This is a genomic window from Enterobacter sp. 6722112 (assembly GCF_058661685.1).
In genome coordinates this window covers 4,280,359-4,293,419 of sequence record NZ_JBZWGR010000007.1, presented here as the reverse complement: position 1 = coordinate 4,293,419, position 13,061 = coordinate 4,280,359, and the positions used below count along the sequence as shown (strand labels likewise).

General features: G+C 54.1%; 14 protein-coding genes. 9 read left to right on the top strand and 5 right to left on the bottom strand.

The genetic code is table 11. The annotated features are described in order from the left end of the window. The first annotated feature begins 110 nt into the window (after positions 1-110). Genes yihX through fabY form a run of 4 tightly spaced genes read left to right on the top strand, consistent with a single transcriptional unit; the run spans position 111 to position 3,005 of the window. The gene (gene yihX, locus AC4OVU_RS22005; RefSeq protein WP_003861947.1) at positions 111-710 is read left to right on the top strand and encodes a glucose-1-phosphatase; all 600 of its coding nucleotides are present in this window, start codon (positions 111-113) and stop codon (positions 708-710) included. Further along, positions 704-1,585: a virulence factor BrkB family protein gene (locus AC4OVU_RS22000; protein ID WP_003861949.1), complete on the top strand. Its 882-nt coding sequence runs from the start codon at positions 704-706 to the stop codon at positions 1,583-1,585. The genes yihX and AC4OVU_RS22000 overlap by 7 nt, the downstream gene beginning before the upstream one ends. Beyond that, on the top strand, positions 1,582-2,019 hold the full coding sequence (gene dtd / locus AC4OVU_RS21995; RefSeq protein ID WP_015569909.1) for a D-aminoacyl-tRNA deacylase: 438 nt from the start codon (positions 1,582-1,584) through the stop codon (positions 2,017-2,019). The genes AC4OVU_RS22000 and dtd overlap by 4 nt, the downstream gene beginning before the upstream one ends. 44 nt (positions 2,020-2,063) lie before the next feature. Beyond that, positions 2,064-3,005: a fatty acid biosynthesis protein FabY gene (gene fabY, locus AC4OVU_RS21990; protein WP_015569910.1), complete on the top strand. Its 942-nt coding sequence runs from the start codon at positions 2,064-2,066 to the stop codon at positions 3,003-3,005. An 8-nt stretch (positions 3,006-3,013) separates the two neighbouring features. Here the strand turns inward: fabY and AC4OVU_RS21985 are convergent, their stop codons facing one another. Further along, positions 3,014-3,934, bottom strand: a complete 921-nt coding sequence (locus AC4OVU_RS21985) for an alpha/beta hydrolase (protein WP_110292390.1) — start codon at positions 3,932-3,934, stop codon at positions 3,014-3,016. A 198-nt stretch (positions 3,935-4,132) separates the two neighbouring features. Between AC4OVU_RS21985 and AC4OVU_RS21980 the strand changes: the two genes are divergently transcribed. Both AC4OVU_RS21980 and AC4OVU_RS21975 read left to right on the top strand, forming a co-directional pair. After that, positions 4,133-4,375 carry a ribbon-helix-helix domain-containing protein gene (locus AC4OVU_RS21980; RefSeq protein ID WP_015569912.1) on the top strand — a complete coding sequence of 81 codons (243 nt, stop codon included), beginning with the start codon at positions 4,133-4,135 and terminating at the stop codon, positions 4,373-4,375. Between the two features lie 2 nt (positions 4,376-4,377). Next, positions 4,378-4,749, top strand: coding sequence for a type II toxin-antitoxin system VapC family toxin (locus AC4OVU_RS21975; protein ID WP_077266491.1), 372 nt, complete (start codon positions 4,378-4,380; stop codon positions 4,747-4,749). Between the two features lie 39 nt (positions 4,750-4,788). On the opposite strand, the gene fdhE is transcribed toward AC4OVU_RS21975, so the two are convergent. Genes fdhE through fdnG form a run of 4 tightly spaced genes read right to left on the bottom strand, consistent with a single transcriptional unit; the run spans position 4,789 to position 10,312 of the window. Continuing rightward, the gene (fdhE, locus tag AC4OVU_RS21970; protein ID WP_003861956.1) at positions 4,789-5,718 is read right to left on the bottom strand and encodes a formate dehydrogenase accessory protein FdhE; all 930 of its coding nucleotides are present in this window, start codon (positions 5,716-5,718) and stop codon (positions 4,789-4,791) included. Beyond that, a complete protein-coding gene (fdoI, locus tag AC4OVU_RS21965; RefSeq protein ID WP_003861958.1) occupies positions 5,715-6,350 on the bottom strand; it encodes a formate dehydrogenase cytochrome b556 subunit in 636 nt (211 codons plus the stop codon). Before fdoI ends, fdhE begins: the two co-directional genes overlap by 4 nt. Next, complete coding sequence (gene fdxH, locus AC4OVU_RS21960) at positions 6,347-7,249, bottom strand: formate dehydrogenase subunit beta (RefSeq protein ID WP_014072386.1); 903 nt, start codon at positions 7,247-7,249, stop codon at positions 6,347-6,349. The genes fdoI and fdxH overlap by 4 nt, the downstream gene beginning before the upstream one ends. A gap of 12 nt (positions 7,250-7,261) precedes the next feature. Continuing rightward, positions 7,262-10,312, bottom strand: a complete 3,051-nt coding sequence (gene fdnG, locus AC4OVU_RS21955) for a formate dehydrogenase-N subunit alpha (RefSeq protein ID WP_085929672.1) — start codon at positions 10,310-10,312, stop codon at positions 7,262-7,264. A 371-nt stretch (positions 10,313-10,683) separates the two neighbouring features. Here fdnG and fdhD point away from each other — a divergent pair, with 371 nt between their 5' ends. The 3 genes from fdhD (at position 10,684) to AC4OVU_RS21940 (ending at position 13,047) form a co-directional block, all read left to right on the top strand. Continuing rightward, entirely contained in the window at positions 10,684-11,520 is an 837-nt protein-coding gene (fdhD, locus tag AC4OVU_RS21950; protein WP_017382677.1) for a formate dehydrogenase accessory sulfurtransferase FdhD, read from the top strand. 114 nt (positions 11,521-11,634) lie between these two features. Continuing rightward, positions 11,635-11,847 (top strand): YdgH/BhsA/McbA family protein, encoded by a 213-nt coding sequence (locus AC4OVU_RS21945; RefSeq protein WP_015569916.1) that lies wholly within the window; start codon positions 11,635-11,637, stop codon positions 11,845-11,847. 486 nt (positions 11,848-12,333) lie between these two features. Continuing rightward, positions 12,334-13,047, top strand: a complete 714-nt coding sequence (locus tag AC4OVU_RS21940; RefSeq protein WP_015569917.1) for a DUF1120 domain-containing protein — start codon at positions 12,334-12,336, stop codon at positions 13,045-13,047. Positions 13,048-13,061 lie beyond the last annotated feature (14 nt).

The following is a 13,061-nucleotide window of genomic DNA, read 5'->3' as shown; positions in this document are numbered from 1 at the left end:
TGGCCCGATATTGCGATTCGGGCCTTTCCTTTCTCTAAGCTGAATCTGGCGCATAGCTAAAGTTTCTCTTTCCCGCTACAGTTACTTTTCCACGGCGAAAGGAGATAAACATGCTTTATATCTTTGACTTAGGAAATGTAATCGTCGATATCGATTTTAACCGGGTGCTGGGCGCATGGAGCGATTTTAGCCGTGTTCCGCTGGCGACGTTAAAGCAGAATTTCGCGATGGGTGAGACTTTCCATCTGCACGAGCGCGGTGAGATCAGCGATGAAGCGTTCGCAGAGCGTTTCTGTCAGGAAATGGGTCTCTCGTTAAGCTACGAGCAGTTTTCCCACGGTTGGCAGGCCATATTTGTCGCGATCCGCCCCGAAGTGATCGACATCATGCACAAGCTGCGCGAGCAGGGGCATCGTGTCGTCGTCCTGTCGAATACCAACCGCCTGCATACCACCTTCTGGCCGGATGAATACCCGGAAATCCACGCGGCGGCAGATAAGGTGTATCTCTCCCAGGAGATGGGGATGCGTAAACCTGAGGCGCGCATCTATCAGGCGGTATTGCAGGAAGAAGGATTCACGGCGGCGGATGCGGTCTTTTTTGACGACAACGCCGATAATATAGAAGGGGCTAATCAGTTAGGTATCACCTCCATTCTGGTGACCGGAAAAGAGACGATACCGAACTACTTTGCGAAGCAGTTATGCTAAAAACCGTTCATCAAAAAGCCAATCACCACACGCGCCCGCTGAGGGCGTGGCTGAAACTCCTCTGGCATCGCATTGACGAGGACAACATGACCACGCTGGCGGGCAATCTCGCTTACGTGTCCTTGCTCTCGCTGGTGCCGCTGGTGGCGGTGATTTTTGCGCTTTTTTCGGCGTTTCCGATGTTTGCCGATGTGAGCATGCAGCTTCGCCATTTTGTTTTCGCGAACTTTATTCCTGCCACCGGCGATGTGATCCAGAACTACATTGAACAGTTTGTCGCAAACTCCAGCAAGATGACGGCGGTGGGGGCATGTGGGCTTATTGTTACCGCGCTGCTGCTGATGTACTCCATCGACAGTGCGCTCAACACCATCTGGCGGAGCAAAAAAGTCCGCCCGAAGGTTTACTCCTTTGCCGTCTACTGGATGATTTTAACCCTTGGCCCATTGCTGGCGGGGGCAAGCCTGGCGATCAGTTCCTACCTTCTTTCGCTGCGCTGGGCGACCGACTTAAACAGCGTGATCGATAACGTGCTGCGTATCTTCCCGCTGATTTTATCGTGGCTTTCGTTCTGGCTGCTCTACAGCGTGGTACCAACCACGCGCGTACCCAACCGGGATGCCGTGGTGGGTGCGCTGGTCGCGGCGTTGCTCTTTGAGCTGGGCAAGAAAGGATTCGCGCTTTATATCACCATGTTCCCCTCTTATCAGCTGATTTACGGCGTGCTGGCGGTGATCCCCATTTTGTTTGTCTGGGTCTACTGGACGTGGTGTATCGTCTTGCTTGGCGCCGAAATAACTGTCACTCTCGGGGTCTACCGCGAACTCAAAAAAGCAGCAGAAGCTGAAAAACAACAAGAAGCAGACCAACCATGATTGCATTGATTCAGCGCGTAACCCGTGCCAGCGTCACCGTGGCGGATGAGGTGACGGGTGAAATTGGCCCAGGACTTTTGGTGCTCCTGGGTGTCGAAAAGGATGACGACGAACAAAAAGCCAACCGCTTGTGTGAGCGCGTACTGGGCTACCGCATTTTCAGCGATGCGGAAGGCAAGATGAACCTGAACGTTCAGCAGGCGGGCGGCAGCGTGCTGGTGGTCTCCCAGTTTACGCTGGCCGCGGATACCGAACGCGGCATGCGCCCGAGTTTTTCGAAGGGCGCGGCACCGGATCGCGCAGAAGCCCTTTACGAGTACTTTGTTGAGCGCTGTCGCCAACAGGACATGAATACACAAACCGGACGATTCGCTGCGGATATGCAGGTTTCGCTGGTGAACGATGGCCCCGTCACATTCTGGCTCCAGGTATGAGCCAACTGGCGGCATGGCCGCGGGTAACAAGAGAGAGTACAGCTATGTATCACCTTCGAGTACCGCAAACGGAAGAAGAATTAGACGCTTATTACCATTTCCGCTGGGAAATGCTGCGCAAGCCACTGCATCAACCTAAAGGCTCTGAACGCGACGCCTGGGACGCGATGGCGCACCACCAGATGGTGGTTGATGAAGAGGGCAACCTCGTTGCCGTGGGACGTCTGTATATCAATGCCGACAACGAAGCTTCAATCCGCTTTATGGCCGTTCATCCCTCCGTGCAGGACAAAGGCCTTGGAACGCTGATGGCTATGACGCTGGAATCCGTTGCCCGTCAGGAAGGGGTCAAGCGTGTCACCTGTAGCGCCCGCGAAGATGCCGTTGAGTTCTTTGCCAAGCTTGGTTTCGTGAATCAGGGGGAAATCACCGCCCCGCAAACTACGCCGATTCGTCACTTTTTGATGATCAAACCCATCGCCACGCTGGACGATATTCTCCATCGCGCCGACTGGTGCGGGCAGCTCCAGCAGGCATGGTATCAGCACATTCCGCTCAGTGAAAAAATGGGTGTGCGTATTCAGCAGTACACCGGGCAAAAATTTATTACCACCATGCCGGAAACCGGCAACCAGAACCCGCACCATACCCTGTTTGCCGGCAGCCTGTTTTCACTCGCCACGCTCACCGGCTGGGGACTGATCTGGCTGATGCTGCGCGAACGTCATCTCGGCGGCACCATTATTCTGGCCGATGCCCATATCCGCTACAGCGCCCCGATCAGCGGCAAGCCGAGCGCGGTTGCTGACCTGGGCGCACTGGGTGGCGATCTCGACCGTCTGGCGCGTGGACGTAAAGCACGCGTACAGATGCAGGTGGAGCTGTTCGGCGATGAAACGCCAGGCGCGGTGTTTGAAGGCACCTATATCGTTCTGCCAGCGAAGCCGTATGGCGCGTATGAAGAGGGCGGGAACGAGGAGGAGTAGTCTCCTTTTCATTCTCGCCCGGCATGGTTAATGCGCCAGGCAATATCTCGCATAACGTCTCGCGCTGACTGGCTAATTCCACCCAACTGGAAGAAGCCGTGAATTACACCCCGCCATCGTGGAGCGGTACACTTCACGCCTTGCTCCGTGAGGCGCTGATAAAGCGCCTCGCCTTCGTCGCGTAACGGATCATACTCCGCGGTAACAATATGGACCTTCGGCAGACCGCTAAAGTCGTTGCGCCACAGTGGGCTGACTTCAGGATGTTGACGGTCGGCTCCAGCCAGATACATTTCATAGCCGCTCAAAAGGGTATCGCGAGTAATCACGTAATCCATGCCATTGAGGGTATAGCTTTCAAAACTGGCCGTAGCGTCGAGCATGGGGTAGATAAGAATGAGCTGCGCGGGATCCCAGAGACCTTTGGCCTTAAGCCGCAATGACGTTACCAGCGCAAGATGACCTCCCGCACTGTCTCCACAAAGTGTAATCCGGTTTTTATCCACACCTAATTGTTCTGCATTTTGCCAGACAAGATCTGCCGCTCTCTCTGCATCGTCATGCGCAGCGGGGAAAGTATGCTCGGGTGCGAGTCTGTACTGAACCGCAATGACCCGACAGTTACCGTAAAACGCCAGTTGGCGAAGCTGATTATCATGGGTTTCAAACCCACCGCTGACAAAACAACCGCCATGATAGTAGAGGACACAAGATAACGTTTCAGGGGCATTGAAAGGCGAAAATACCCGAAAGGTCATATCCTCAAGAACAAGCGTTTCAACCTGGACACGCGTTTCTGTTTCCCCGGCTAGCGCTGTGCTGGCGACATATCCGCTTCTCCGGTCATCAATACTCTGCTTTCGCGAGGAAGGTCGTCCTGCGGCAATAAACTCCTGTACCAGCTTATCAATACCCTTTTCCAGTGCCATGATTACGTCCTTTTACTGTGTTTTTATACAGTTTATAGCCTGGTTTACAGCAGATGAAAACAGAGAAATGTTGAGAGGTGCATATTGTGGAAAGTGGCTCGCAAAATCGATCATTCCCTAAAAAACGTCCTTTCACCCTAAATTGATAAAGAGTATTTTGCCTGAAAATTAACCAAAGATGATATACTAAGGTGATATATGAGCGTTTTGGCGGAACTTGATATGGGCAGAATACTTATTGATTTGTCTGATGACGTGATTCAACGTTTGGATAATCTCAAGCAATTGCGAAATCAGCCACGTGCTGAACTGCTTCGGGAAGCGATAGAACTGTATCTCGACCAGCAGAGTTCTTCTGTTATCCGAAATGCGCTTGGTCTGTGGGGAGACAGAAAAGAGGACGGGCTTGAGTATGAACGCAAGCTGCGTGAGGAGTGGTAATCATGGAGCACATGGCAGTGTTTGATACCAATATTCTCATTGATCTCTTCAACAACCGTGTTGAAGCTGCGGATGCGATTGAGCATACCGCGTCGCATCGTGCCATCAGCTTAATTACCTGGATGGAAGTAATGGTGGGCGCTCGCAGGCATGGTCATGAAGCGAAAACGGCAGCCGTGATGGGCGCTTTTGAAATTATTGATGTGTCTCGGGATATTGCGGAAAGAAGCGTTTTACTACGTGAGAAGCATGGAATGAAACTGCCTGATGCTATCATTCTGGCCACAGCGCAGAGCAGAAAATGTCCGTTGATTTCTCGCAACACGAAAGATTTTGCGGGTATTGACGAGGTCCTTACGCCTTACCAGGTGTAGGCCGGGCAAGCTCGCGCCGCCCGGCACTCTCACAGGAGATTACTCCCCTTCACCCGGGAACAGGAACGGGTTGATCGAGCTGCGGGCAAAGCCCTCCTGCTCCATCTTCGCGTCCAGAATCAGCGAGGCGAGATCGTCGGCTACGGCTTCGACTTTCGGGTCTTTTTCCTGATACAGAATCTTCAGGTAGGTCCCGCAGTCGCCGCAGCTCTCCGCTTTCACCGCCGCGTCTTCATTTTCCAGCGACCAGTAGTTCAGATCGCGGGTCTGTTCGCAGTTGCTGCACTTGATGCGCACCACGTGCCACTCGGTTTCACACAGGTTGCAGTGCAGGTAGCGCAGCCCCTGAGTGGTGCCGATTTGCACCATGCTGGAGACCGGCATTGAACCACACACCGGGCAGAACTGGCGCGCTTCGCCGTATTCGGCGCGGGCTTTACCTGGAATCAGGCTCGCCATTTGCGCCCAGTAGAGCGACAGCGCAGCCCAGATGAACGGCGCTTTATCGCTGCTCACCAGTGAGAAGTCGGAAGCAAACAGCGCGCTCGCCATCTCTTCCAGCTCCTGATCGGAGGCTTTTTCCAGGTTCTCAATGACTGCCAGCGCCGTGCCGCTCATCTCGGGCTTCAGCTCGGCGATCAGGGAATGCAGCAGCTTATGCCAGTGCTTGTCGCGCGGCAGGACGTGAATATCCAGCGGCGGTTTGCCCTGCTCATTGGCTTCCTTGATGCGTGCGGTCAGGTCCATTTGCAGCGGATGGTCGTACAGCACCACTTCCTGCGCATGGGCGACCAGCGCGGCAAAACGCAGAAAATCGCCCAGCGGGTTGTTCTCTGCCAGCTCGCGCAGACGCTCTGCGCGGCGGTTGTAGAGGTTCTTGAGTCTGGGGAATAACAACGGCGGAATATACTCCGCCGTACGTTTCTCGCTCGACCCCAGCTCATCTTGCGGGATTATGCGAATACTCATTCAGATGACTTTTCCTGTTTCTGGCGGACTTCTCGGTACCAGCGCGGGTGATGTTTCTTCGCCCACGTTTTGGTGACCCAGCCTTCCACCATCGCGGTAATGGTGCCTTTCACCCAGAGGGCGGCGTAAATATGCACCATGATAACCACAATTAACGCCACTGCGGCAAATGAATGCAGCATCAGCGCGAATCGGATCACCGGGATTGAGAAAGCAGGCGCAAAGTACGGACGCCAGATGATCACGCCGCTCACCAGCAACAGGACCAGGAAGATAATCGCCGCCCAGAATACGCATTTCTGGCCGAAGTTATAACGCCCGGTATCACCCACTTCCTCGTTGACGACGATCTTACGAATATTCTTCGCCCAAAAGATATCATCCCGATTGATTAGGTTATGGTGCCAGTAACGGAAAAACATGATGATGAACGACGCGAACATGATGACGCCCACAAACGGGTGCAGTATACGCGCCAGCTGTGGTGTCCCCATGATCTGCATCAGCCAGTTGAAGGACGGGAAGAAGAACCCCAGCCCGCTTATCGCCGCCAGCATGAAGCAGAAGGCGGTGACCCAGTGGTTGATGCGTTCCGGCGCGGTGTAGCGCACGATGGTGTCACGTTTTCTCATTTGCGCACCTCGTCTTTCTCTTCATGCAGGTTGTCGTCTTCCTCTTCCGCACGGTTCGGACCAACGCCGACGTAGTGGAAGATGCTCGCTGCGAAGGTGGCCGCAAAACCGACCGCGGCCAGCGGTTTCCAGATGCCTTTCCAGAACTTCACGGTCGCGCTGATTTCCGGGTTCTCCGGCAGGCCGTGATACAGATTCGGCTTGTCGGCGTGGTGCAGCACGTACATCACGTGCGTACCGCCAACCCCGGCCGGATCGTACAGGCCTGCGTTATCGTAACCACGGGTTTTCAGCTCGCCCACGCGCTCTGCCGCCAGCGTTTTCATATCCTCTTTGGAGCCAAAGTGGATAGCGCCAGTTGGACAGGTCTTCACGCACGCTGGCTCCTGGCCGACATTTACGCGGTCAACGCACAGCGTACATTTGTAGACGCGGTTGTCTTCCGGGTTCAGGCGCGGCACGTCAAACGGACAACCCGCGATGCAATAGCCGCAGCCAATACACTGCTCGGACTGGAAGTCGACGATGCCGTTGGCATACTGAATGATAGCCCCTTCTGACGGACACGCCTTCAGGCAGCCCGGATCCGCACAGTGCATACAGCCATCTTTGCGGATAAGCCATTCCAGTTTGTCGTTCTGCTCCACTTCCGAGAAACGCATTACCGTCCAGGACTTGGCGGTCAGGTCCGCCGGGTTGTCGTACACCCCGACGTTGTGACCCACTTCGTCACGGATGTCGTTCCACTCTGAACAGGCCACCTGACAGGCTTTACAGCCGATACAGGTGGTCACGTCGATAAGCTTCGCCACTTCCTGCTGGTGGTCCCGCGCCTGAGGCGCGGGCGTGAAACCGTTAGTCGCGGAACGACGGATAATGTCTTGAGATTGATAAGCCATAAGTCGTCTCCGTTACACCTTTTCCACGTTCACGAGGAAGGCCTTAAACTCCGGCGTCTGCGTGTTCGCATCGCCGACGAACGGCGTCAGGGTGTTCGCAATGAACCCTTTCTTCGCCACGCCCTCATAACCCCAGTGAATTGGGATGCCGATGGTATCCACCTGCTGACCGTGAACGTTCAGCGTGCGAATACGCTTGGTCACCACCGCCTTGGCTTTGATGTAGCCGCGGTTAGAGGAGACCTTCACGGTATCGCCATGGGCAATGCCGAGTTTGTTCGCCAGCTTCTCGCCGATCTCCACAAACTGCTCCGGCTGCGCGATGGCATTCAGCAACGCGTGCTTGGTCCAGTAGTGGAAGTGCTCGGTCAGACGGTAAGTGGTGCCGACATACGGGAACTTGTCCTTTTTACCCAGCGCTTCAAAATCGCCCTTGAAGATGCGGGCTGCCGGGTTAGAGACCACGTTCGGGTGCAGCGGGTTGGTACCCAGCGGCGTCTCAAACGGCTCGTAGTGTTCCGGGAACGGACCTTCCGCCATCTTATCGATAGCAAACAGGCGCCCCATCCCTTCAGGCTGCATGATAAACGGCCCGACATCGCTGCCTGGTGCGGCAGTGCTGTAGTCCGGAATATCCACGCCGCCCCATTTCGCGCCGTCCCACTTCAGCAGCTGACGCTTCGGATCCCACGGGTTGCCCTGCGGGTCAGCTGAGGCGCGGTTATAGAGGATGCGGCGGTTAAGCGGCCATGCCCATGCCCAGCCCAGCGTATTGCCGAGGCCCGACGGGTCGGCGTTATCGCGGTTGGCCATCTGGTTGCCTTTCGGCGTCCAGCTACCGGCAAAGATCCAGCAGCCGCTGGAGGTCGTACCGTCATCGCGCAGGTGCGCAAAGGTGCTGAGCTGATCGCCTTTCTTCGCCAGCACCGCACCGGTCGCCGGGTCGATAACGTCCGCCAGCGCCTTACCGTTGCTCTCCATCGCCACTTCTTCCGGAGACGGATTCTCTGGCGTCGAGTAGTTCCAGGTCATGTTCAGCACCGGCTCAGGCGTTGCGCCGCCTTCAGCCGCGTACATTTTACGCAGACGTAAGAAGATACCGGCCAGGATCTCGCCGTCGTTCAAGGCGATGCCCGGGGCATCCGCGCCTTTCCAGTGCCACTGCAACCAGCGGCCGGAGTTGACGATAGACCCGTTCTCTTCCGCGAAGCAGGTAGACGGCAGACGGAACACTTCGGTCTGAATCTTCGACGGATCGACATCGTTCGACTCACCGTGGTTCTGCCAGAACGTCGACGTTTCGGTATTGAGCGGGTCAATCGTCACCAGGAACTTCAGCTTCGACAGAGACTCGACAACCTTGTTCTTGTTCGGGAACGACGCCACCGGGTTAAAGCCCTGGCAGATATAGCCGTTGACCTGGCCCTGGTGCATCATTTCGAAGTACTGAAGTACGTCGTAACCTTTGTCCCACTTCGGCAGCCAGTCAAAGCCCCAGCTGTTTTCCGCCGTCGCCTTGTCGCCGTAGAAGGCTTTCATCAGCGAGACGAAGAACTTCGGATAGTTGCCCCAGTAGTTCACCTGGCCTTCGAGCAGCGGTTTTGGCGTGCTGGCCGTCAGGTAGGTTTGCAGATCGGTCTGTTTCTCGCTCGGCAGGTTCATGTAACCCGTCAGGCTCTGAGACAGCAGGCCGAGGTCGGTCAGACCCTGAATGTTGGAGTGACCGCGCAGGGCGTTCACGCCGCCGCCTGCCATCCCCATGTTGCCGAGGAGCAGCTGAACCATCGCCATGGTGCGGATGTTCTGCGCGCCGATGGAGTGCTGCGTCCAGCCGAGCGCATACAGGAACGACGCGGTTTTATCTTTCGCGCTGGTTTCCGCAATCAGCTCGCACACCTTCAGGAAATCCGCTTTCGGCGTCCCACAGATGTTTTCGACAACCTCCGGCGTATAGCGGGAAACGTGCTCTTTCAGCAGGTTCCACACGCAGCGCGGGTGTTGCAGGGTGGTGTCGCGCTTCGCAAAGCCGTTTTCGTCCAGCTCGTAGTTCCAGCTGGTTTTGTCGTATTTGCGTTTTTCGGCGTCATAACCGCTGAACAGGCCATCTTCGAAGTGGTAATCCTCACGCACGATCAGGCTGGCGTTGGTATAAGCTTCGGTGTACTCGCGGTTATATTTTTCGTTGGTCATCAGGTACAGCAATACGCCTGACAGGAAAGTGATGTCAGTACCTGAACGAATAGGGGTGTAGAAATCCGCCACTGACGCTGTACGCGTAAAGCGGGGATCGATCACAATCAGCTTCGCGCCGTTGTGGATTTTGGCTTCCATCGCCCAGCGGAACCCGACAGGGTGCGCTTCAGCGGCGTTACCGCCCATCACCACAATGAGGTTGGCGTTTTTGATGTCGACCCAGTGGTTGGTCATCGCACCGCGACCAAATGTTGGAGCAAGACTTGCTACCGTTGGTCCGTGTCAGACACGCGCCTGGTTGTCGACCGCGAGCATACCGAGTGCGCGCGTAAATTTCTGGGTTAAATAGCCGGTTTCGTTACTCGACGCTGAAGCACACAGCATGCCGGTGGAGAGCCAGCGGTTAACGGTGGTGCCTTCGGCATTCTTCGCGATAAAGTTGGCATCGCGGTCTTCTTTCATCAGCTTAGCGATGCGATCGAACGCTTCCTCCCAGCTGATTTGCTGCCATTTGTCAGAGCCGGGAGCGCGATACTCAGGAAACTTCAGGCGGCTTTCGGAGTGGATAAAATCTACCAGACCGGCCCCTTTCGGACACAGCGCACCACGGTTGACCGGGTGATCCGGATCGCCTTCGATGTGGAAAATGGATGCTTTGGCGTTTTTCGCACCGTCGCCGAGGCTATACATTAACAGCCCACAGCCGACGGAGCAGTACGTACAGGTGTTACGGGTTTCGCGGGTGCGCAGCAGTTTATACTGCCGTGTTTCCGCCAGCGCTACACCGGGCGCAAAGCCCAGTGCCGCCGCCGTGGTGCCTGCCATACCGCCAGCGCAGATCTTAAAGAACTGCCTTCTGCTGACCTGCATGGGTCACTCCTTGGTTCATTACGACATTGCTATGTAGTTTTACTTTGCGGTTGAGAATTAACCGCAAAGGAGAAAAATTTGCATTAATCCCTCATTTCTCCGAGGGATAAGCCCAGAATACCACAATGTCGGTACGCCTGTTCTAACGGGGTTAAAACAAAGTGAACGTATTATCACGGCATTGATTATAAAATGTGATATCAATCACATTTTATCCTGTGCATGTTAAAGAGGTGTAGCAGCTGATCGGTTGCACCCCTCCGTATTGAGTAGGAGAATGGTTGCTGAAAAGTTGATCCATACTATGCGTAAGGCCTGCCGTTTGTGTTGCAATAGCAGGCTCACTTCCGTGGTTGTTCAGGAATACCGTTGTGTCTAAACAAAACCGTGCTGCCCACGTGTCGCCACTGCCTGCGGGCATTGTGGAACTGTCGGTACACAGACCGCCTCACATTTCACATGCCACGCCGGATTTTCTGGCGGAAGAGGTCCCCGTTGCCCTGGTTTACAACGGGATTTCGCATGTGGTGATGATGGCTTCGCCGAAAGATCTGGAACTGTTCGCCATAGGTTTTTCCCTCTCGGAAGGCATCATTGCGCATCCGCAGGAGATCTACGGTATGGATGTGGTTCAGGCCTGTAATGGTCTTGAAGTACAAATCGAACTCTCCAGTCGTCGCTTTATGGGGCTGAAAGAGCGCCGCCGGGCGCTGGCCGGACGTACCGGCTGCGGCGTGTGCGGCGTTGAACAGCTTAACGATATCGGTAAGCCCGTCGCGCCGCTGCCGTTTACCCAGACCTTCAACCTCGGTAACCTCGACAAAGCCCTGGAGCACCTCAATGATGTCCAGCCCATAGGTCAGCTGAGCGGCTGTACACATGCTGCGGCGTGGGTGCTCCCGTCGGGCGAGATCGTCGGAGGTCATGAAGATGTGGGCCGCCATGTGGCGCTGGATAAGCTGCTGGGCCGTCGCGCGCGTGAAGATGCCGTCTGGCAGCAAGGGGCCGCGCTCGTTTCCAGCCGCGCCAGCTATGAAATGGTGCAGAAAGCGGCCATGTGCGGCGTGGAGATCCTGTTTGCGGTGTCGGCTGCGACAACGCTGGCGGTCGAAGTGGCAGAGCGCTGCAACCTGACGCTGGTGGGGTTCTGCAAGCCGGGCAGGGCGACAATTTACACCCATCCGCAGCGATTAATTGTTAATCAGTAATTTTGAATGAGTATAGCAAAACCTTCCGCTTTTAGTTGTTCATGATGAGGGCTAGTATTTATCTCATCAAGGCACGGTGCCTTATCTAAACAACTTAACGAAAAGGTTTATCTCATGAAAAGCATCAAAACTTTTGTCGCTGTAATCGCTCTGGCTGCTTCTTTCGGTTCTTTCGCTGCGCAGACTGTGACTGCATCCGCCTCTACCCTCGATGGCGCAGAAGCCAAAATCGCCGCACAGGCTCAGGAAGCGGGCGCGTCATCCTACAAAATTACCCAGGCATTCACCGGTAACCGCGTACACATGACCGCTGAACTGAACAAATAAGTCATATAGCCGCTGTCCCTTGCTCTTCGGAGCAGGGACAGGTTTCATTCTGCTCCCCTGTTTTAACCCGCCTTCCTGTACAAACCGCCTGTATTTTCAACCTGACAGAAGATAGCCATATCCTCCGGGATATTTCTTATTGGTTGAATAATAACTATAATGTGCCGTCCGGTTGAGTTACCCTTACTTAAAAATCAGCAATCTCATACATGATCTAAATACAAGGTCTGACCAGTTCTTTTAATTCATTTCAATAATGTATGATTTCATGTCTTTCAGACTGTATTTCGGGGTTTATTATATAAATAATCAATAATTGATCCCAAATAATAAGGAAATCCTCAGGCTTTAATCCTAAAGAGATTCGGAGTCATTGACCCCGGTTATTCATGATGATAGTTTCAAAAACAATATTAAATCTTTACCCCTAAAACCAAATATTTCTCTTTTGGTTTATTTTGTATTTAACTCATATAAGGAAATTAAATGAACGCGATGTTTAAAAAAGGAGTGCTGGCATCTGTACTGGCAGTAGCGGCGTCTTCAGCAATGGCGGCTTCCAGTGTTGATATTCAGGTTACGGGGAAAATTGTTCCGTCTTCCTGTACACCGGCATTTATTAGCGGTGGCGGTATTGCTGATTTTGGTACCATGAAGGTGGCTAGTCTGAATTCCACCACCCCAACCCCTCTGGCGGATGTTAAAATTATCCCTATTTCTATTACCTGTGAAGAAGCGACCCGCGTTGGCGTGACCTTTAACGATTCGCATGTGGATTCTGCGCCTACGGAGAATATGCCGGTGAACTTTATTGATTCGGATTTCATTACCAGTGCGGGTTTTACGGCTGGCCTGGGGATGTATGGCGATAAGAAGATTGGCGCTTATTCAATGGGTATCCAAAAGACCGACGGGGCGACGACTAACGGAGACGGTGTAAACCTTTATCCAATCTTCACCAGCGATAACGGCGCATCATGGGGAGTTAAAAGCGGGTTTCGCTACTTACAGGTGAAACCTGATAAGAGTGAGATTTATTCCTTCACAGATCAAGCGACCGGTACAGTGGCACCTGTTGCACAAACTAAAATTAACTTCAACGTGGGCATTGCCGCGATGATTAACCCAACCAACGATTTAAATATCACGGATGAAGCCACCCTGGACGGCTTAACCAACGTTGAGCTGGTTTATCTGTAATCACCCCCACGTAT